Below are 21,743 nucleotides of genomic sequence, written 5' to 3' on the forward strand. Positions count from 1 at the left end.
GTTTCCACCCACCGACATCCACAACACCGAGACAAGACCATGACAACGCATTTGAATCGCCGCACCGCTTTGCAGGGCCTGGCCGCACTGGGCGGCGCGGGCCTGCTGGGCACAGGCCTGGCCCAGAGCCCCAAGGACGCCTGGCCCGCCAGCCTCATCAAGCTGATCGTGCCCTTCCCGGCGGGCGGCCCCACCGACACGGCCTCGCGCATCGTCGGGCAGAAGCTGGCCGAACGCCTCAAGCAGGCCGTGGTGGTGGAAAACCGCCCCGGGGCCTCAGGCTCGATCGCTGCGCTGCAGGTGATGAAGGCCGAACCCGATGGCTACACGCTGATGATGCTGGCCACCCCCACCCTGCTGGCGCCCCACCTGTACAAGAAGGCGGGCTACGACACGGTGAAGGATTTCGCCCCCGTGGCCACGGTGTACGACCTGCCCATCGTCGTGGTGGTCAACCCCACGCAGCTGCCGGACGTGACCGACCTGCGCAAGCTCATCGCCAACGCCAAGGCGCAGAAGAACCCGCTCAACTACACCAGCTCCGGCGCGGGCAGCTTCGGCCACCTGAGCATGGAGCTGCTCAAGCAGATGGGCGGCTTCGACATGCAGCACGTGCCCTACAAGGGCGGCGTGCCGGCCATCACCGACACCATCGGCGGCCAGGTGCCGGTGATGTATGCCGACCTGGTAGCCGCCCTGCCCCACATCAAGGCGGGCAAGCTGCGCGCCATCGCCGTGGGGTCGCCCCAGCGCGTGGCCATGCTGCCCGACGTGCCGACCATCGCCGAGCAGGGCTTCAAGGGCTATGACGCGGTATCCTGGGGCGGGCTGCTGGCCCCCGCAGGCACGCCCAAGGCCGTGGTGGATCGCATCGCCAGTGAGGTGCGGCAGATCCTGGCCGAGAAGGAAACCCAGGAGAAGCTGCTGCACGCGGGAGCCATTGCCCGCTTCCAGGACCCCGCGCAGATGGGCCAGCACCTGCAGCAGGACTATGCCAAGTGGGGCCAGCTGATCCGCGACAAGTCCATCGCCTCGGAGTGACACGGCCATGAAGACACGCATCACCGAACTCTTCGGCATACAGCACCCGATCATCCAGGGCGGCATGCACCATGTGGGCCTGGCCGAGCTGGCGTCGGCGGTCTCCAACGCAGGCGGCCTGGGCATGGTCACGGGGCTGACGCAGCGCACGCCCGAGCTGCTGGCCCGCGAGATCGCGCGCTGCCGCGGCATGACCGACAAGCCCTTCGGCGTGAACCTTACCTTTCTGCCCTCGGTCAACCCGCCCGACTACCCGGGCTACGTGAAGGCCATCATCGACGGCGGCGTGAAGGTGGTCGAGACGGCGGGCAACAACCCGCAGAAATGGCTGCCGGCGCTCAAGGAGGCCGGCATCAAGGTCATCCACAAGTGCACCTCGGTGCGCCATGCGCTCAAGGCCCAGGCCATCGGCTGCGACGCGATCAGCGTGGACGGCTTCGAGTGCGGCGGCCACCCAGGCGAGGACGACGTGCCCAACTTCATCCTGCTGCCGCGGGCCGCGGAAGAGCTGAGCATCCCCTTCGTCGCTTCGGGCGGCATGGCCGATGGCCGCTCGCTCGTGGCCGCGCTGGCGCTGGGCGCCGAGGGCATGAACATGGGCACGCGCTTCATTGCCACGCAGGAGGCGCCGGTCCATGAGAACGTCAAGCGCGCCATCGTCGCGGCCAGCGAGCTGGACACGCGCCTGGTCATGCGCCCGCTGCGCAACACCGAGCGGGTGCTGAGCAACGCAGCCGTGGAACGGCTGCTGCTCAAGGAGCGCGAGCTGGGCGCCGCCATCACCTTCGAAGACATCCTGCCTGAAGTGGCCGGTGTCTACCCGCGCATCATGCAAAGCGGCGAGATGGACGCGGGCGCCTGGTCCTGCGGCATGGTCGCCGGCCTGATCCACGACGTACCGACGGTGCAGCAGCTGATCGACCGGACTATGGCCGAGGCCCACGCCCTGATCCACGAACGCCTGGCGGGCCTCGCCCGCTGAGCTTTCCACATACTCCAGAAAGAATTCCATGAAAGCAATCGTCGCCGTCAAGCGCGTGGTGGACTACAACGTCAAAGTCCGAGTCAAGTCGGACCAAACGGGTGTGGACATCGCCAACGTGAAGATGAGCATGAACCCCTTTGACGAAATCGCCGTCGAAGAGGCCGTGCGCCTGAAAGAAAAAGGCCTGGTGACCGAAGTCATCGCCGTCTCCTGCGGCGTGGCCCAGTGCCAGGAAACCCTGCGCACCGCCATGGCCATCGGCGCCGACCGCGCCATCCTGGTCGAGACCGACGTCGAACTGCAGCCCCTGGCCGTGGCCAAGATCCTCAAAGCCCTGGTCGACAAAGAGCAGCCCGGCCTCGTGATCCTGGGCAAGCAGGCCATCGACGACGATGCCAACCAGACCGGCCAGATGCTGGCGGCCCTGGCCGACCTGCCCCAGGCCACCTTCGCCAGCAAGGTGGAGCTGACTGCCGACAAGGTCAGCGTGACCCGCGAAGTCGACGGCGGGCTGGAAACCCTGTCCCTGACCCTGCCCGCCGTCATCACCACCGACCTGCGCCTGAACGAGCCCCGCTACGTCACCTTGCCCAACATCATGAAGGCCAAGAAGAAGCAGCTCGATACCGTCAAGCCCGAAGACCTGGGAGTGGATGTCACTCCGCGCCTGAAGACCCTCAAGGTCACGGAACCCGCCAAGCGCGGCGCCGGCGTCAAGGTCGCCGACGTGGCCGCCCTGGTCGACAAGCTCAAGAACGAAGCCAAAGTCATCTGAAGCATAAGGAGAACAACAAAATGACCGTACTCGTTATTGCCGAACACGACAACGCCGCCATCAAGGGCGCCACCCTGAACACCGTGACCGCCGCCATTGCCTGCGGCGGCGACGTGCACGTGCTGATCGCCGGCCACAATGCCGGATCTGCAGCAACGGCCGCCGGCCAGATCGCCGGTGTTGCCAAGGTGATCCATGCGGATGCCCCGGGCCTGGAACACGGCCTGGCCGAAAACGTGGCCGCCCAGGTGCTGGCCATCGCCGGCAACTACAGCCACATCCTGTTCCCCGCGACCGCCAGCGGCAAGAACGTGGCCCCCCGCGTGGCCGCCAAGCTCGATGTCGCCCAGATCAGCGACATCACCAAGGTCATCTCCCCGGACACCTTCGAGCGCCCCATCTACGCCGGCAACGCCATCGCCACCGTGCAGAGCGGTGACGCCACCAAGGTCATCACCGTGCGCACCACGGGCTTTGACCCGGCAGCGGCATCCGGTGGCAGCGCAGCCACGGAAACCGCAGCAGCGACCACCGACACCGGCAAGAGCGTGTTTGTGGGCAGCGAGATCGCCAAGAGCGACCGCCCCGAGCTGACCGCCGCCAAGATCATCGTCTCCGGTGGCCGGGCCCTGGGCAGCAAGGAAAAGTTCGACGAAGTGATGACCCCGCTGGCCGACAAGCTCGGCGCCGCCCTGGGCGCCAGCCGCGCTGCGGTGGATGCGGGCTATGCACCGAACGACTGGCAAGTGGGCCAGACCGGCAAGATCGTGGCGCCGCAGCTGTACATCGCTGCGGGTATCTCGGGGGCGATCCAGCATCTGGCCGGGATGAAGGACTCCAAGGTGATCGTGGCGATCAACAAGGATGCGGAGGCGCCGATCTTCAGTGTGGCGGACTATGGGCTGGAGGCGGATCTGTTTACCGCTGTGCCGGAGCTGGTCAACGCGCTGTAAAGCGCAACCGGAAACGACATTTCACCATTTCAGGAGACAAGCATGCATAACAACAAACCCCTCAACCGCCGCCGTCTGCTGGCAACTGCCACGGCCAGCATCGCCGCCGCTGCAGCACCCGCCTGGGCCAACACAGCGTGGCCCAGCAAGCCGATACGCATCGTCGTGCCCTACACCGCGGGCGGCTTCACCGACCAGATGGCGCGCCTGCTGCAGGTCGGGCTGCAGCAGGCGCTAGGGCAACCAGTTGTGATCGACAACAAGCCGGGGGCCAACAGCATCATCGGCGTGGATGCGGTGGCCAAGGCCGCACCCGACGGGCATACCTTTGCCGTGGTGATCGCCGCCTATGCGGCCAACACCACGCTGTACCCCAAGCTGCCCTACGACCCGAAGAAGGACCTGGTGGGCGTGTCCCTGATGGGGATTTCGCCGCTGGTGGCTGCGGTCGCTACGAATGCCCCGTACAAGACCACGGCAGAGCTCGTGGCCTATGGGCGCGCCAACCCTGGCAAGCTGAGCTACGCGTCGTCGGGCTCCGGGTCGGCTGCGCACCTGACCTCCGAGCTCATGCGCCTGGTCACCAAGGTGGACATGGTGCATGTGCCGTACAAGGGGGCGTCCCCCGCCTTGGCCGACCTGATGGGCGGGCAGATCCCCCTGTTCCTGGACCCACCACCCAACCTGATCCAGCCCGCCAAGGCCGGCAAGATCCGCCTGATCGGCGTGGCCAGCGACAAGCGCGTACCGGCGTTGCCGGACGTGCCGACCTTCGCCGAGCAAGGCTATCCCGGCATCGTCGGCAGCACCTGGGCCGCCATGCTGGCCCCGGCGGGTGTGCCGCGCGAGATCGTGCAGCGCATGTCCACAGAGGTAGCGCGCATCATCCGCAGCGCGGAGGTGTCGCGCCGCCTGGAGCAGAGCATGGGCACGTTCGCCGAGGGCTCCACCCCGCAGGAGTGCGATGCCTTCATCGCCAGCGAAACAGCGAAATGGGCCAAGGTCATCCGCGATGCCGGCGTGGTGGTTGACTGATTCAAACACATAACGATTGCTCCCGGCGCCTATGCGCCGTATCACCATCCTCCTACAAGGCTGGAACCGGTCGATCCGTACGATCAGTCATCCCTGCAACTGCGGCTGCCCGCAGCCAGGCCCCTTTGGCCAAGAGGTGCCGCCATGATGACCGATTCGCAAAACCTTTTCAGCACAGCGCAGGCCCTGCCTGGTGCGCTGGCGTCGATGGGTTCTGCCCCGGTCATCCGGCAGCTTCGGCACCTGGTGGACAACGGATTGGCCGATCTGCCCCAGCCCGGCACTGGCCGCACGCTGGAGCGCTGGCAGGCGCTGAGCCTGGTGGCCGGCCACGACCTGTCGCTGGCCAGGCTGTACGAAAGCCATACCGACGCCCTTTCCATACTGCGTGAACTGGGCGGTCAGCCACGATCGCGCGGCGAGGTGTGGGCCATGTGGGCGGCCGAGTCGCCAGGGCGGCGGATCGAAGCCATCGACCGGGGCACTGCGGGCATCGTGCTGTCGGGCTCCAAGGTCTCGTGTGCTGGCGCCCTGGGTGCCAGCCATGCGCTGCTTACGGCGTGGCTTCCCGGACAGCAACCACAACTCATGGCGGTGGAGCTCGATGATCCCAGCGTTACCATCCAGACCAATGACTGGCACGCCGTGGGCATGGCGGACACCGGCAGTGCGGATGTGACCTTCCACAACACACCCGCGATCATGCTCGGGTCACCAGGCGATTTCATGCGGCGCTGCGGTTACTGGCATGCAGGCGCCGGCATCGCTGCGTGCTGGCACGGTGGCATTCGTGCGGTGGCCCAGGTGCTGTATGCAGCGGTGCAGCAATGCCCGCCCACCCATCCCCTGCACACCATGCGCGCTGCAGCATTGGGCAGGGTGGATGTTGTCGTCAACAGCACCGCAGCCGTGTTGCGTGACAGCGCGTCCTGGATCGATGCCCACCCTGGCGATGCGGCGATGACCCTGGCCTTGCGCACCCGGCAGGCCGTAGGGAATGGCGCCTTGCGGGTCTTGGAGGAAACGGGTCGCGCCCTGGAGGGCACGGCCTTCAGCCGGAACACGTTTTTTGCGCGCATGGCGGCAGCCCTGCCGGCGTTCATGCGCCAGAGTCAGGGTGATCGCGACGATACCGCCCTGGCCGCAGCGCTGCTCGAACAGGAAAAGCCACCAGCCTGGGCCCTGTGATCAGCGCACGCCCTTTGCGGTGCCGTCCTACATCCAGAGGCCCTGCTCCCGCTTACCATTGGCTTGTCGATACCGCAGTCGACATCCCCCCACTTGCATCACTGCAAGCAGAAAGCCCGCTCAACGCGGGCTTTCCTTTTTGTGCTGCGCTGCGTCGAAACCCCTCCCGTGCCAGGGCTGTTGCGAATGGTTGCCCGACTCCCGTTTTCTGCGGTTCACAATGCCCTGTCTCCAACCATGCGGGGGTTCTATGCCGATGGAGTACCTGAAAGTGATCGCTGTCGAGATGCTTCCGTTCGACGTGGACGATGAGGCAGGCGTGGACAAGCTGCGGGTGCTGGAAGCCGCCGGCATGGTGGAAGTGCAGTTCACGCAGGAGCGCGGCAGCCCCGCCCGCGTGGTCGCCATCACCGGCCTGGGCAGGGCCTCGCTGCTCGCCGAAGTCGCCAAACAGGTCATCCGACAGCGAAGCCCCGAGGTGTCGTCCGCCTGGGCGGCGTTGTCCTGAGGCACTTGCCCCCGGCAATTCATTTTCTGCGCCACCTGCCTGAGCCTTTCGTCGCTCCCGCACGTTTCTTTTACTTTGCCTGAGAGGGTGTAGAATAAATAAATTATAATAGCGCCGCATTGACCAAGCAGGAGCAGCGCAATGGCAAAGACAGGCCGACCACCCGTAATCCCCCCTGGCGAGTACACCACCTTGCGCGAGGTGGTCCGAGACAATCCGCAGGCGACGCTGCCCGAGTTGGCGCTGGCCTGGGCCGATCACATGGGCCGCAGCGCCCCTAGCACGGTGACTCTGCGCGCAGCACTGAAGGCTGCCGGCCTGCAGCGAGCGCGGCCCAAGTCGCAGCTGTCCCGCTCGCAGCCTGGTCAGCCTGGCACGCGCTACGGCTACACCGCCCGGCATCGGCCCGCCAGTCAATCCGGCAACGCCATTGCCGGTGCCCTGACCGATGCCGAATGGGCGCTGGCGCAGGACCTGTTCGAGCCCCAACCGGGCTCGCGTGGCAGACCGGCCACCTACTCGCGGCGTAGCGTTGTCGATGCCTGCTGCTATGTGCTGCGCACCGGCTCGTCCTGGCGCAACCTGCCGGTGCAGATCTATCCGCCCTGGCAGTCCGTGCAGAAGGCCTTCGTCAACTGGGCCCGCCAAGGCAAGTTCGAAGCGCTGCACGAGCGTCTGCGCCAGCAATGGCGCCAACGCCTGGAGCGCGCTGCGCAGCCCAGCGAGGCCATCATCGACTCGCAGTCCAACCGGGGCAGCCCTCAGGGTGGTACCTTGGGCTTCGATGCAGGCAAGAAGGTGCAAGGGCGCAAGCGCCATCTGGTCGTGGACACACTGGGCCTGCTGCTTGCGGTTGTGATCACCAGTGCAGCCGTGCAGGACCGCGACGCGGCCGCGCAAGCGGTAGCACAGGCGTGCAAGCGCACGGATGGCTCGTTCAAGACGTTGTGGGCCGACAGCGCGTACGCCGGGCAATGCGCCCAGCAGATCGAGAAGGCGCACCACGTACAGGTGCGCATCGTGCGCCACAGTGCCCGCCACCGCTGGGACGATGCCCAGCAGCCGCTGTGGAGCGACGAGCAGCCCGCCCCCATCGCCAAGAAGCGCTGGGTGGTGGAGCGCACCCATGCATGGCTGGAGCGCAACCGCAGGCTTGTGATGCACCACGACCGCAAGCCGTTCTATGCGGCTGCGTGGGTGTGGCTTGCGCAGGCTCGGATGTTGTTGGGGCGGTTGAAATAGATTTCTTCTACACCCTCTGACTGCCAATCCTCTTGGGGTCACGGCTAGAAGGGCGAGTCCGCGCCTGAAGCGTTCAGTAAAAGGCCATCCGCTCGCATGCGTTGCACAGACGTAAGAACCTTGGCTCCTGGTGAACGCAATTTGCCGATCCAGGTGGCAGCGATTGTCCAGGACGAGCGCTGCTGAAAAGGCGCCCGAACGGCACCTTGGTGCGCTCAATTTCTGCAACATCGCCTCACCAAAAGCAGCGTAGGCAAACGCCTACTTGAGCATGCGCACCGGTCTTGCGGTCGCATATTGCAGTGCAGCAGAACATGGAGGTCAACAACCCCTCCATCATGAACGACGCAGCGCAATCGACTCCCTTCGCAGCCACTTCGGCTGCGGTGTCGTCCCACTTTCACCACTACGAAGTGCTGGGCGCCCATGTGGATTCCACAGGCACCACCTTTACCGTATGGGCGCCCAATGCCCGGCAGGTTGAAGTCATCGGTAGCTTCAGCAACTGGGCGCCTGTGGCCATGCAACGCGCGCAGGATGGCTCGGGCCGCTGGAGCACGCGCGTGGAAGGCGCCGGCCATGGCGATCTGTACAAATACCGCATCCAGGACTCGCATGGCCAGTGGGCAGAAAAGGCCGACCCCTATGCCACTCGGCAGGAGCACCCTCCCGGCACAGCCTCCCAGATCTGGAAGCTCGACTACGAATGGAACGACCGCGCCTGGATGGCCGCACGCGCCGACCGACAGGCGCTGGGCGCGCCGATGTCCATCTATGAGGTGCATCTGGGATCCTGGCAGCGCCAGGAAGGCGGGCGTTTTCTCAACTACCGCGACATCGCGCAGCGCCTGGCAGCCCATTGCAACGCCCTGGGTTTCACCCATGTGGAGTTGATGCCGGTCACGGAGCACCCCTTCTACGGATCGTGGGGCTACCAGACCACTGGATATTTCTCACCCACGGCCCGCTATGGCAACCCGCAGGACCTGATGGTGCTGGTAGACACCCTGCACCAACATGGCATCGGCGTGCTGCTCGACTGGGTGGTTTCGCACTTCCCGTCGGATGCGCATGGCCTGGCGCGTTTCGACGGCACGGCGCTGTATGAGCATGAAGACCTGCGCAAAGGCTTTCATCCCGAGTGGAACAGCCTGATCTTCAACTACGGCCGCTATGAGGTGCGCGACTTCCTCATCGGCAACGCCTTGTTCTGGCTGGGCAAGTACCACTTCGATGGCATCCGCGTGGATGCGGTGTCATCCATGCTCTACCTGGATTTTTCGCGCAAGCCCGGCGAATGGGTGCCCAACGCCGATGGCGGTCACCAGAACTGGGAGGCCGTGCGGTTTCTGCAGGACCTGAACTGCGCCGTCTACGCAGAGTTCCCCGACGTGCACGTGATCGCCGAGGAGTCAACGGCCTGGGCCGGGGTGTCGCGCCCCGTCGATACCAACGGCCTGGGCTTCGGCATGAAGTGGAACATGGGCTGGATGAACGACACGCTGCGCTACATGCAGCGTGACCACGCGCACCGCCACTGGCACGAGGGCGATATCCGCTTCTCCATGGTCTATGCCTTCGACGAGAACTTCGTGCTGGCGCTCTCCCACGATGAAGTGGTGTACGGCAAGCACAGTCTGCTGTCTCGCCAGCCAGGCGACCAGTGGCAGCGCTTTGCCGGCCTGCGCACCTTGTACGGAATGATGTGGTCGCACCCGGGCAAGAAGCTGCTCTTCATGGGCGGTGAGTTCGGCCAGATCGACGAATGGCACCACGAGCGCACGCTGGACTGGCACCTGTGGGCCAAGGCCCGCCACAGCGGCTTGGCGCGCTGGGTGGCCGACCTCAACTGCATTTACCGCGAGCGCCCTGCCCTGCACGCGCACGATTTCGATGCCGAAGGCTTTGCCTGGGCGCCCATGGCACCGCACCAGACCACCGTGCTGGCTTTCATCCGCCGCGCTGGCGACGACATCGTGCTGGCCGTGCACAACCTGACGCCGCAGCCTGTCGCCGCACTGCGGGTGGGCGTGCCGGAGGCCGGCCACTGGCATGAGTTGCTCAACAGCGATGCCGAGCCGTACGGCGGCAGCGGCATGGGCAACTTCGGCGGAGTGGATGCAACGCCCACGCCGCTCGAAGGCCAACCGGCCCATGTGCACTTGACCGTGCCCCCTCTTTCTACCGTTCTTCTTTCCAACCGCCCCACAAGGGCTTGATTCTTCACTGGAGCTAATGCTATGTCGCGTACCCGAAATGTGTTGGCGATCGTGATGGCCGGTGGCGAAGGCTCCCGCCTGCATCCCCTGACGGACGAGCGCTGTAAACCGGCAGTACCCTTCAACGGCAAGCACCGCATCGTGGACTTCGTGCTGTCCAACCTGGTGAACTCGGAGATCTATTCGATCTACCTGCTGGTGCAGTACAAGTCGCAGTCGTTGATCGAGCACATACGCAGCTCCTGGACCATGACGCGCTTCATCCCCCAGCACTTCGTGACGGTGGTGCCGCCGCAGATGCGCAACGGCCCCGAGTGGTTCCAGGGCACGGCCGATTCGGTGTACCAGAACATCCACCTGATCGAATCCTTCCAACCCGACATCGTGGCGGTCTTTGGTGCTGACCACATCTACCGCATGGACGTGCGCCAGATGGTGGACTTCCACCGAGACAGCAAAGCCCATGTGAGCGTAGCAACACTGCCGGTGCCCCTGTCGCAATGCAACCAGTTCGGCATCGTGGAGATCGACGCCCACCACCGCATTGCCAACTTCGTCGAGAAGCCCAAGAACACGCGCCCGATGCCTGGCAGCAGCACGCATGCCCTGGCCTCCATGGGCAATTACCTGTTCAATGCCGACGTGCTGCTCGATGCGCTGAAGAAAGCGCACGCCACCGGCCACAGCGACTTTGGCCGCGATATCCTGCCCACCATGCTGCAATCGCACCGGCTCATGGCGTACGACTTCACCCAGAACGAGATTCCGGGTACAGCCTCGTATGAAGAACACGCATACTGGCGTGACGTGGGCACCATTGATGCGTACTTCGACGCGCACTTCGACACCCTCGGCGCCACGCCGCGCTTTCGCATGACCAATCGCGACTGGCCCATCTACGCCAGCCCCGACCAGGCGGAATCGGCCCAGATCGAGAATGGCGTGATCCACCGCTCGGTCGTGGGCTCGGGCAGCATCGTCGATGGCGCTGCGCTCGACCACGCCATGTTGCGCCGCTCTGTGCTGGTGGAGCGCGATGCACGGCTTGAACACTGCATCGTCATGGAGCGCTCGCGCATCGGCCGGGGTGCCCATGTGCGCCGCGCGATCATCGACCAGGACAATGACATTCCGCCCGGCGAACGCATCGGCTTCGATCAAGAAGAGGACCGTCGGCGCTTCCATGTGACGGAAAGCGGCATTGTGGTCGTGCCGCGGCAGTTCTTTCCGGTGCGCAGCAGCATCGTGAGCAACACGCTCAAGGTGGACCGGGTGCGCCAACCCGTGCCAGCATCCCTGGGCAGCGACTACAAAGCTGCTGCATGAAGCCCGAGGTACATGCTACGGGCCCCTTGCCTACCACCCAGCCCAAGCGAGCGCGTCCCACAAGGCAAGTCGACCCCGGCCGCCCCTGGCCCCTGGGGGCGACCGTGGACCGGATGGGCGTGAACTTCGCTGTGTATTCCTCGGTGGCTACGCGCGTGGAAGTCTGCCTCTTCTCCGAGAATGACAGGGAGATGGAGCGCATCGCCCTGCCCTGCTTGACCGACGATGTGTGGCATGGGCATGTCGCGGGCCTCAAGGCCGGCCAGAAGTACGGCCTGCGCGTGCACGGCCCCTATGAACCCGATGCCGGGCAGCGGTGCAACAGCGCCAAGCTGCTGATGGACCCGTTCGCCAAAGCGCTGGACAGGCCCGTGCGAGGCGCTGCCGACCAGTTCGGCTACGAACTCGCGCAGGCCGATGAAGACCTGGTGCCCAGCACCCGGGACAATGGCCGCACGGCCGCCAAATCCCGTGTCGTGCGCTCGCGCTTCGACTGGGGCGAAGACCGGCCGCCACGCGTGCCGGCGCGCGACACGGTTTTCTACGAAGTGCATGCCAAGGGTTTCACCCAGACCCATCCGGGCGTCCCGGAGAACCTGCGGGGCACCTATGCGGGCCTGGCATCGCCGGCTGCCATCGCACACTTCAAGCAACTGGGCGTGACCAGCATCGAGCTGCTGCCCGTGCAGGCCTTCATCGACGACCACCGGCTGGTCGAGATGCAACTGGCCAACTACTGGGGCTACAACACGGTGGCCTTCTTCGCACCCGAGCCGCGCTATGCAGCGCGCGCCGGTGCCGACGGCGGGGTCGATGAATTCAAGGCCATGGTCAAGGCGCTGCATGCGGCAGGCCTGGAGGTGATCCTGGACGTGGTCTACAACCACACTGGTGAAGGCAACCATCTGGGGCCCACGCTCAGCCTCAAGGGCATCGACCACGCCGCCTACTACCGCCTGACGGAAGACCGGCGCATGTGCATGGACTACACCGGCACCGGCAACACGGTGGACACCAGCAGCCCGCCCGCCCTGCAACTGGTGATGGACAGCCTGCGCTACTGGGTGCAGGAGATGCATGTGGACGGCTTTCGTTTCGACCTGGCATCGGCCCTGGGGCGCGACGCGGCCGGTGCCTACACCCTGCGCGCACCGTTCTTCGCAGCGATGGCGCAGGACCCGGTGCTCTCACGCACCAAGCTGATCGCCGAGCCCTGGGATCTGGGGCCCTATGGCTACCAGCTGGGCGGCTTTCCGGTCGGCTGGATGGAGTGGAACGGCCGCTACCGCGATGCCGTGCGCGATTACTGGATCAACGCGGACGGCAGCCTGCCAGCCTTTGCGGCCTGCCTGTGCGGCTCGGCCGACATGTACCAGCCACGCCGGCGCCGGCCCACGGCCAGCGTGAACATGGTCACCGTGCACGACGGCTTCACCCTGGCCGACCTGGTGAGCTACAACGAAAAGCACAACGAGGCCAACGGCGAGGGCGGCCAGGACGGCGAATCGCACAACCGCAGCTGGAACTGCGGGGCCGAAGGCGAGACCGAGGATAGCGAGGTGCTCGCCCTGCGCGCGCGGCAGGTGCGCAACTTCCTGGCCACCCTGTTCATGTCCCATGGCACGCCGCTGCTGCTGGGTGGCGATGAACTGGGGCGCACGCAGCAAGGAAACAACAATGGCTACTGCCAGGACAGCTCCCTGTCTTGGTACGACTGGGAACGCGCGGGCCGGCACGGCGAACTGCAGTCCTTCACCCAGGCGCTGGCGGCCTTGCGCCGGGCGCTGCCCGTGGTCCGGCCCCACACCTGGCCCGTGGACGAGGCGGGCCTGCCGCAGCTAGTCACCGTGAGGTGGCACAGCGTGTGGGGAATGGACATGACCGCGGAGGAATGGGACGACCCTGCCGTGCGCTGCGTGGGCGCGGTCATGGAAAGCGTGGCCGAGGAGGAGCTGTCCGTGATGCTGCTGTTCAACGCCAGCGACGCCGATGCCATCTTCACCCTGCCTGCGGACGGCTCGGGCCGCAGCTGGACGCTGCGCCTGGACACCCGAGATGCCCGTGTGGTGGCCATTGGCGAAGAAGCCGGTGCGCCCACGGTGGCAGCCGGCGGGCAGCACACCCTCCTCGCGCGTTCGATGGCGGTACTGACGGCACCCTTCGCAGCAAGCAACCCTGCCACCGCATGAGGCGCACGCACACCATGCCCTTCGGCGCCCGGCTGCTGGCCGGTGGCGGCGCGCGGTTCTCGCTGTGGGCGCCCGCGGCGCAGGAGGCAGCCCTGTGGTACCGCCCAACACCCCACACTGCGGCCCGTACCCTCCCCGCTACCCGGGCCGATGGCGGTTGGTGGCAGGCGAACGCGGCCGATGCCGGTGCGGGCACCCCGTACCGCTGGCTCATCGACGGCAAGCTCACCGTGCCCGACCCGGCCTCGCGCAGCAATCCCTGGGGGCCGCACGAGCCCAGTGTCGTCACCGATCCCGCCAGCCATGAATGGAAGACGGACTGGGCCGGCCGACCCTGGAACGAACTGGTCTTCTACGAGCTGCATGTGGGCAGCTTCAGCCCGCTGGGTACCTATGAAGGCGCCATCCGCAAGCTGCCGGAGCTGGCGGCCCTGGGTTTCACGGCGCTCGAACTGATGCCGCTGGCCGGCTTTGGCGGGCAATGGGGCTGGGGCTATGACGGCGTGCTGCCCTTCGCGCCGCATGCGGCCTATGGCAGCCCGCAAGACCTCAAGCGCCTGGTCGGCGAGGCGCATGCGCTGGGAATGTGCGTCTTCCTCGACGTGGTCTATAACCACTTCGGGCCTGACGGCAACTACCTGCATGCCTACGCGCCCCAGTTCTTTTCAAACAGCCATGCCAGCCCCTGGGGCGCTGCCATCAACTTCGATCAGGAGGGCAGCGCCGTGGTGCGCGACTTCTTCGTGCACAACGCGCTGTACTGGATCGAGGAGTTCGGCATGGACGGCTTGCGCCTGGACGCGGTACACGCCATCGCCGACGACAGCCGGCCCGACATCCTGCAGGAATTGAGCGCACGCGTGCGCGAGCTGGCCACGGCCAGCGGACGCTTGGTGCACCTGGTGCTGGAGAACGAGAAGAACCAGCCCGCGCGCCTGTCCTCCTCAACCGAGCCCGGCCTGTACGATGCCCAGTGGAACGACGATTTTCACCATGCAGTGCATGTGGCTCTAACGGAAGAATCCCAGGGCTACTATGCCAAGTTCGCGCGCCACCCGCTGGCCTTGCTGGCGCGGGTGCTGACCCATGGCTTCGCCTTTCCCGAGGCGGCCAACGTGGCCGGCGGCGATCCGGTGCCGCTGACGTGTATGGTCAACTTCATCGGCAACCACGACCAGATAGGCAACCGCGCCTTTGGCGAACGACTGGGACAACTGGCAAGCGCCGAGGGTGCGGAGCTGGCGCTGCTGCTGGCCCTGCTGACCCCGGCCACGCCCATGGTGTTCATGGGCGATGAGTTTGCAGCCTCCACGCCGTTCCTGTACTTTGCGAACTGGGACGGCGGGCTGCGCGATGCGGTGCGCGAGGGGCGCGCACGCGAGTTCGGCCATGCAGTGACCGGCGACGCGGTGCTGCCGGACCCCTGCGACGTGGCTACCCTGCAGGCCAGCCGGCTGCAGTGGGACGAATCGGACACCGCAACCGGGCAGGCGCGCCGGGTCCTGGTACAGCGATCTCTTGAGACACGGCGCATCTGGCTGCAGCCCCGTGCGCAGCAATTGTGCACACAGGGACATACGGCGGAGTTCGTGGGAGAGAGCGGCTTGCGCGTGGCTTGGCACTACCAGGACGGAGCAATACTGAGGATGGAAATGAACCTGGGACCAGACACGGTGGACGCCACACCGTCCGCAACTGCGGCGGACATCGCTGCCGTTGAGGTATTCAGCCACCACTGGACAGGTGACGAGCGGCTGTGGGCCCCATGGTCGGCCCGGTGGACCTGCACCGAAGGTTTGGCATGAGCCAGGAGCCAGCTGTTCATGATGCGCTCGGTTCAGACCTGCACCAGCGCGCCGAGCGCGCCGGCATCGCTACCGAATACGCAAGCTTCTGGGGCGAAACCCTGACCGTGAGCCCCGAAGTCCTGGCCAGGGCCCTGGCCGCCATGGGCGCGCATGCCGATGGCAATGCGCCGCAACCCATCGTGGTGGAACAGGGCCATGCCGCGCAGGTGCCGCTGGATGCGCATGGCGCATGGCAACTGCTGCCCGAGGAACCCGGCGCAGCGGCACTGCTGGAGGGGACTGGCAGCGTCGCCCACCTGCCCGCTACCCTGGGTTCCGGCTACTACCTCCTGCACTCGCCCGGTGCCGAGCGACTGCTCATCGTGGCGCCCCGGCGCTGCTGGCTCCCCGAAGGTCTGCAGGCTGGCGAGCGCTGGTGGGGCATCACTGCGCAGATGTACGCGCTGCGTTCGGAGCGCAACTGGGGCATCGGCGACTTCACGGACCTGGCCACCCTGGTCCGGTTGGCGGCTTCGCGGGGTGCCGCGTTCGTCGGCGTGAGCCCGCTGCACGCCTTGCGCACGGAACACCCCGAGCAGGCCAGCCCCTACAGCCCCAGCAGCCGGCTGGCGCTGAATGTGCTGCACATCGATGTGGCCGCCGTGCCCGAATTTGCCTGCAGCACCGAAGCGCAGGCCCTGGTCGCGGACAACGGCTTTCAGCAACGCTTGCGCGAGGTGCGTGCCAGCCCGACCGTGCGCTACGCCGAGGTGGCGGCGCTCAAGGAACCCGTTCTGGCCTTGCTGTGGCAGGAGTTTCGCTCCACCCACTGGGAGGCCGCCACAGCAAGAGGCCAGGAGTTTGATGCATTCATGGCGCAGCACCAGGCGACACTGGGCCTGCATGCGCGCTACGAGGCCATCCAGCTGACCCTGGGTGCGCGGGATCCGCAGGTCTGGGGCTGGCCCGCCTGGCCGCAGGATCTGCAAGACCCGCAAGGCGCTGCGGCACTGGTCTTCGCACGCGAACATGCCGATGCGGTGGCGTATAGGTACTGGCTGCAGTGGCTGGCCTACGTCCAGCTGGGCCAGGCGTTCGAGCAGGCGCGCGCGTGCATGCCGCTGGGCCTGTACTGCGACCTGGCCGTGGGCGCCAGTGACGGCGGCTCCGAAACCTGGATGTCCCCCGGCCTCTATGCCCGGGGCATGAACGTGGGCGCCCCGCCCGACCCCCTCAGCACTCAGGGCCAGGATTGGGGCCTGCCTCCCGTCAATCCCGTGGCACTCAGCGATGCGCGCTTCCTGCCGTTTCGGCAACTGCTGGCCAGCGTGATGCGCCACGCCGGCGCGCTGCGCATGGACCATGCCATGGCGCTCATGCGGCTGTACTGGAACAGCCCCGAGGGCGGCACCTATGTGCGCTACCCGCTGGAGGCGCTGGTTGCGGTGATGGCCATCGAGAGCCACCGCCACCAGTGCATGGTGATCGGGGAAGATCTGGGCAATGTGGCGCCGCGCATGCGCGAGGCCATGGCCGAGCATGCGCTGCTGTCGTACCGCCCGCTGATCTTCGAACGCCAGGAAGACGGCGCCTTTCGCCCGCCGGCCGACTGGCAGCCACAGGCGCTGGCCGTGGTCAGCACCCACGACCTGCCCACGCTCAAGGGCTTCTGGGGTGGGGACGACATCGCCATCCAGCACTCGCTGGGCTGGCTTGGGGACAGCGATGCCCAGTTGCGCGCCCAGTTGGCACGCGCCCAGGACCGCACCCACCTGCTCGCCGCCCTCGACGCCCAGCAACTGCTGCCACAGGGCACCACCCTCGACGCCCAATCCACCCCCGAGATGACGCCAGCGCTGGCCGCCGCCGTGCATGCTTTCCTGGCGCGCACGCCATGCCAGCTGCTGGGCGTACAGCTCGAGGACCTGACAGGCCAGCGCGAACAGCTCAACGTGCCGGGCACCACCGAAGACCGCTACCCCAATTGGCGCCACCGCATGCCGGTGCCGCTGGAGCAGTTGAGCGGCGATCCGTATTTCGAAGCCATCAGCCAGACGGTGGGCAGTGCCCGCCGCGCTGCCCTGGTCGAACCTACGGCCGAACTGCCCCCGCTGGCATCGGCCGATGTGCCCGGCGCCACCTACCGGATGCAGCTCAACCGCAGGTTCACCTTCGCGCAGGCCACGGCCATCGTGCCCTACCTGCACGCGCTGGGAGTGAGCCACCTGTACACCTCGCCCTACCTCAAGGCCGCTGCGGGCAGCATGCATGGCTACGACGTGGTGGACCCGACGGTGCTCAACCCCGAGATCGGCACCGAGGCCGAGCACGCCGCACTGTGCCAGGCGCTGACCGAACGCGGCATGGGCCACGTGCTGGACATCGTGCCCAACCACATGGGCGTGGAGGACCCGGCCAACCGCTGGTGGCAGGACATGCTGGAGCATGGTGAAGCCTCGCCGCACGCGGCCACCTTCGACATCGAGTGGCAGCCGGCCAACCCCCAGACCGGCCGGCGCGTGCTGCTGCCGGTGCTGGGCGACCACTACGGCAAGCTGCTGGAGGCAGGCGAGCTGCAGCTGCGCTTCGATGCCGCTCAGGGCCGCTTGCAGGTGGGCTACTGGGACCATGCGTTTCCGCTCGATCCACGCAGCTACGCCCTCGTGCTGACGGCCGTGTCCATGCCGGCGGCCGCACCGGCTGGGGAACTGGCCGAAATGGCCTCGCTCGTGGATGCGCTGGGCCAGGTGCCGCCCCAGGGCAGCGACGATCCGCAGCAGCGCGCGGCGCGTCTGCGCGATGCTCCCCTGTACCAGCGCCGGCTGGCAGAGATGGCACAGGCCTACCACTGGGTATCGGACTGGGTGCAGGCCTGCATTGTTCGGGCCAACGGGCAAAGGGGAGATGCCGCGAGCTTCGACCTGCTCGACACGGTGCTTCAGGCCCAGGCCTACCGGCTGGCCGACTGGCGCGTGGCGGGCGACGACATCAACTACCGGCGCTTCTTCGACATCAACGCCCTGGCCGCCATCCGCATGGAAGAGCCCGAGGTCTTCGAGGCCGTGCACGCCCTGCCCCTGCGCTGGCTGGCCGAGGGCAAGGTCACGGGCCTGCGCATCGACCACCCGGACGGCCTGGCCGACCCGGCCCGGTACTTCGAGCGGCTGCAGCAGCGCCACGCCGCGCAGCGCCAGGCCCGAGGGCAGCCGCAGCAGGCGCTGTACCTGGTGGTCGAGAAGATCATGGCCGACCACGAACCGCTGCCTGCCGACTGGCTGGTGCATGGCGGCACCGGCTACCGCTTCAGCACCCTGGTCAACGGCCTGTTCATTGCAGCCGACGCGCAGGAGCGCTTCGACGCCATCTATGGCGAATTCACCGGAGACATCCAGCCCTTCGAGGAAGCCACCTACGAGTGCAAGCGCCTGATCATCGAGACGGCGCTGTTCAGCGACATGGCCTGGCTAGTGGCCACGCTGAGCAAGATCACGCGGGCCGATCGCGCGGTGTGCGACTTCACGCGCAACCAGTTGCGCGTGGCCCTGGTGGAGGTGGCAGCCCAGTTCCCCGTGTACCGCACCTACGTGGTACCCGGCGGCGCGCCGCCCAGCGAGGCAGACCGGCAGCACATCGCCTGGGCCATCAGCGCCGCGCGCCGGCGCCTGGGGTCTGCCGAAGGCGGCGTGTTGGCCTATCTGCAGGCAGTGCTGCAGGGCGAGCCCGGGGCCGAGCCCACTCTGCGCGCGCGCTTCACCCGCCGATGGCAGCAGTTCACGGCACCGGTGATGGCCAAGTCGGTCGAGGACACGCTGTTCTACCGCTATGTGCGGCTGGTCTCGCTCAACGACGTGGGGGCGGAGCCGCGGCGCTTTGGCGTCTCGGTGGCGGCTTTCCACCAGGGCAACCTGCAGCGCTCGCGGCATCTGCCGCACGAACTGCTGGCCACCTCCACGCACGACAGCAAGCGTTCGGAAGACGTGCGCGCACGGCTCAATGTGCTGTCTGAAATGCCTGATGCCTGGCAGGACACGGTGCAGGCGCTGCAGGCGGTCGGCCAGCGCTTCGAGGTCGAAATCGACGGGCAGGCATCGCCGCTGCCCCACGACCTGTGGGGCTTGTACCAGGCCATGGTGGGCATCTGGCCAGCCCGCGCCACGGACGCCCATGAGCGCCAGGAGCTGGTGCAGCGCATCCAGCGCTACAAGGAAAAGGCCATGCGCGAGGCCAAACTCATGAGCAACTGGCTGTTCCCCAACGAGGCCTACGAGGCGGCCGTGCGCGATTACATCGAAAAGGCCCTGTCCACGGAACGTTTCGTCGCCGTGCTCGAGGACTTCGTGCAACGCATCGCCCCCCATGGCTTTCGCAACAGCCTGGGCCAGCTGGCGCTCAAGCTCACGGCGCCGGGCGTGCCGGACATCTACCAAGGCTGCGAGGTCTGGAACTTCTCGCTGGTGGACCCGGACAACCGCCGCCCCGTTGACCTGGCGGAGCTGGCCGCTTCGCTGCAGCCGCTGCGCGCGCTGTACCAGGGCAATGCACAATTTCCGAGCCCTGCCGACTGGCATGCGCTGTTGGGCGACGGCCCTGCCATGCCCCCCGGCGCCAAGCAACTGGTCACCTGGCGCCTGCTGCAACTGCGCCGGGAGATGCCTGCGCTGTTCCGCGATTCACTGTACCTGCCGCTGGCCGTGGAGGGCGCGTCTCAGGCCCACGCACTGGCCTTTGCCCGCATTGGCGGGGACCAGGCCGTGGTGGTGGTCTGCGCCCGCCTGCTGCTGGGCCTTGGCAAGAACGGATGGGGTGACACCCGTGTGGCCCTGGCCTCGGCCCACCCGGCCCTGGCGCGCCCAGGCCGCTGGCGCGACTGGATGACCGGCAACACGCTGGCCAATGCAGCAGAGCATTCCCTGAACGATGTGCTGGGCGATGTCGGCCCTTCCAGCGCCCGCCTGCCCTTTGCCATTCTGGTGGCGCAAGATACCCCTTTATGAAGATCCTGTTCGCCACGCCCGAATGCGCCCCGCTGGTCAAGACCGGTGGGCTCGGTGATGTCAGTGCCGCCCTGCCCCGTGCTCTCAAGGCGCTGGGGCACGAGGTGGTCATCCTCATGCCGGCGTATGGCGGCATGGCCATCGACGGCACGCTCGACGCCATCGTGCCCGTGCCTGCCTACGGCCCCTGGCCGGCCGCGCAGCTGCTGCAGGTGATGTCGCCAGACGGCATGCCCTTTTTGCTGTTGTCGTGCCCGGCCCTGTATGCGAGTGCCGGCACGCCGTACGGCGATCCGGCCCACACGCCCATGCACGAGCAGGCCCTGCGCTTTGGCCTGCTCAGCCGCGTTGCGGCATTGATCGGCACGGAGCACAGCCCCTGCGACTGGCGCGCCGACATCGTTCACGCCAACGACTGGCCCTGCGGGCTGGCCCCTTTGTACCTGCACCAGGCGCGGGCCGCCGGTCAGCAGGGCGTGGCCCAAAGCCTGATCACCATCCACAACCTGGCATTCCAGGGCGTGTTCCCCATGGATGCCTGCGAGGTGCTGGACATCGCACCGATGTACCGGGGCATGGAGGGCGTGGAGTTCTGGGGTCAGTTGTCCATGCTCAAGGCCGCCCTGCAGTTCGCTGACGCCATCGCCACGGTGAGTCCGACCTATGCGCGAGAAATACAGAAACCGGCCCTGGGCTTCGGGCTCGACGGTGTGCTGCGCGCCCAGGCCGGCCGGCTGCATGGGCTGCTCAACGGCATCGATATAACGGTATGGAACCCGGAGATCGATCCGTTGATCGCAGCCAACTACGGGGTGAAAAACCTGGAGGCCAAGGCGGTGAACAAAGCCGCCTTGCGCAAGCGCTGCGGCCTGGCCGAGTCGCCAGGTCCGCTGCTGGGCCTGGTGGGGCGGCTCACCTCCCAAAAGGGGGTGGACCTTGTGCTGGCGGGGGCCCCTGCCCTGCTTGCGAGCGGGGCCCAAATGGTGGTGCTGGGCCGGGGCGAGGAGCCGCTGGAGGCTGGTCTGCGGGCGCTCGCCAAAGCGCATCCGGGGCAGGTCCACGCCACGCTGGGCTTCGACGAGGCGCTGGCGCACCAGATCGAGGCCGGTGCCGATTGCTTTCTCATGCCCTCGCGCTTCGAGCCCTGCGGCCTGAACCAGATGTACAGCCAGGCCTATGGCACGCCGCCAGTCGTCACGGCCACCGGTGGCCTAGCCGATACGGTGAGCGATGCCGGCCCTGGCCTGGACGAGGGGACCGGCTTCATGATGGCCGCTCCCACGCAGGCAGAATTCGACCGTGCACTGGGCCGCGTGCTGCAGGCCTGGGCGCAGCCCGCGCTCTGGCGCGGCCTGCAGCGCCGGGGAATGTCCCAGCCCTTCGGCTGGGAAGCTGCGGCCCGGCAGTACGTGCAGCTGTATGCGCAACTGCTTGGACAGACGGTGTCACCACCCGCCGCCCAGATGCAGAACGTGGTGAGCATCGACAGCCGGCGCTGAGC

General features: G+C 66.8%; 14 protein-coding genes. All 14 read left to right on the forward strand.

Annotated features, from left to right (window positions below; translation table 11 throughout):
- Nucleotides 1-39: 39 nt before the first annotated feature.
- Nucleotides 40-1,041: a tripartite tricarboxylate transporter substrate binding protein gene (locus ACSQ9E_RS11940; RefSeq protein WP_436217894.1), complete on the forward strand. Its 1,002-nt coding sequence runs from the start codon at nt 40-42 to the stop codon at nt 1,039-1,041.
- Between the two features lie 7 nt (nt 1,042-1,048).
- Nucleotides 1,049-2,023: an NAD(P)H-dependent flavin oxidoreductase gene (locus ACSQ9E_RS11945; protein ID WP_436217895.1), complete on the forward strand. Its 975-nt coding sequence runs from the start codon at nt 1,049-1,051 to the stop codon at nt 2,021-2,023.
- A gap of 28 nt (nt 2,024-2,051) precedes the next feature.
- A complete protein-coding gene (locus tag ACSQ9E_RS11950) occupies nt 2,052-2,801 on the forward strand; it encodes an electron transfer flavoprotein subunit beta/FixA family protein (protein WP_436217896.1) in 750 nt (249 codons plus the stop codon).
- Nucleotides 2,802-2,821: 20 nt separating this feature from the next.
- Complete coding sequence (locus ACSQ9E_RS11955) at nt 2,822-3,754, forward strand: electron transfer flavoprotein subunit alpha/FixB family protein (protein WP_436217897.1); 933 nt, start codon at nt 2,822-2,824, stop codon at nt 3,752-3,754.
- Nucleotides 3,755-3,796: 42 nt separating this feature from the next.
- Nucleotides 3,797-4,789, forward strand: a complete 993-nt coding sequence (locus ACSQ9E_RS11960) for a tripartite tricarboxylate transporter substrate binding protein (protein ID WP_436217898.1) — start codon at nt 3,797-3,799, stop codon at nt 4,787-4,789.
- A gap of 147 nt (nt 4,790-4,936) precedes the next feature.
- The gene (locus ACSQ9E_RS11965) at nt 4,937-5,977 is read left to right on the forward strand and encodes an acyl-CoA dehydrogenase (RefSeq protein WP_436217899.1); all 1,041 of its coding nucleotides are present in this window, start codon (nt 4,937-4,939) and stop codon (nt 5,975-5,977) included.
- 256 nt (nt 5,978-6,233) lie between these two features.
- On the forward strand, nt 6,234-6,485 hold the full coding sequence (locus tag ACSQ9E_RS11970; protein WP_235514773.1) for a hypothetical protein: 252 nt from the start codon (nt 6,234-6,236) through the stop codon (nt 6,483-6,485).
- Nucleotides 6,486-6,626: 141 nt separating this feature from the next.
- Nucleotides 6,627-7,727, forward strand: a complete 1,101-nt coding sequence (locus ACSQ9E_RS11975; protein ID WP_436217113.1) for an IS5 family transposase — start codon at nt 6,627-6,629, stop codon at nt 7,725-7,727.
- A 314-nt stretch (nt 7,728-8,041) separates the two neighbouring features.
- A complete protein-coding gene (glgB, locus tag ACSQ9E_RS11980) occupies nt 8,042-9,946 on the forward strand; it encodes a 1,4-alpha-glucan branching protein GlgB (RefSeq protein WP_436217900.1) in 1,905 nt (634 codons plus the stop codon).
- A gap of 21 nt (nt 9,947-9,967) precedes the next feature.
- The gene (locus ACSQ9E_RS11985; protein ID WP_436217901.1) at nt 9,968-11,272 is read left to right on the forward strand and encodes a glucose-1-phosphate adenylyltransferase; all 1,305 of its coding nucleotides are present in this window, start codon (nt 9,968-9,970) and stop codon (nt 11,270-11,272) included.
- On the forward strand, nt 11,269-13,461 hold the full coding sequence (gene glgX, locus ACSQ9E_RS11990) for a glycogen debranching protein GlgX (protein ID WP_436217902.1): 2,193 nt from the start codon (nt 11,269-11,271) through the stop codon (nt 13,459-13,461). Before ACSQ9E_RS11985 ends, glgX begins: the two co-directional genes overlap by 4 nt.
- Nucleotides 13,458-15,266: a malto-oligosyltrehalose trehalohydrolase gene (treZ, locus tag ACSQ9E_RS11995; RefSeq protein WP_436217903.1), complete on the forward strand. Its 1,809-nt coding sequence runs from the start codon at nt 13,458-13,460 to the stop codon at nt 15,264-15,266. The genes glgX and treZ overlap by 4 nt, the downstream gene beginning before the upstream one ends.
- Nucleotides 15,263-20,242 carry a malto-oligosyltrehalose synthase gene (treY, locus tag ACSQ9E_RS12000; RefSeq protein ID WP_436217904.1) on the forward strand — a complete coding sequence of 1,660 codons (4,980 nt, stop codon included), beginning with the start codon at nt 15,263-15,265 and terminating at the stop codon, nt 20,240-20,242. The genes treZ and treY overlap by 4 nt, the downstream gene beginning before the upstream one ends.
- Nucleotides 20,239-21,741 (forward strand): glycogen synthase GlgA, encoded by a 1,503-nt coding sequence (gene glgA / locus ACSQ9E_RS12005; RefSeq protein WP_436217905.1) that lies wholly within the window; start codon nt 20,239-20,241, stop codon nt 21,739-21,741. The genes treY and glgA overlap by 4 nt, the downstream gene beginning before the upstream one ends.
- Nucleotides 21,742-21,743: the final 2 nt, after the last annotated feature.

It is taken from the genome of Acidovorax sp. LjRoot118 (assembly GCF_964253575.1).
Lineage (GTDB): Bacteria > Pseudomonadota > Gammaproteobacteria > Burkholderiales > Burkholderiaceae_C > Acidovorax.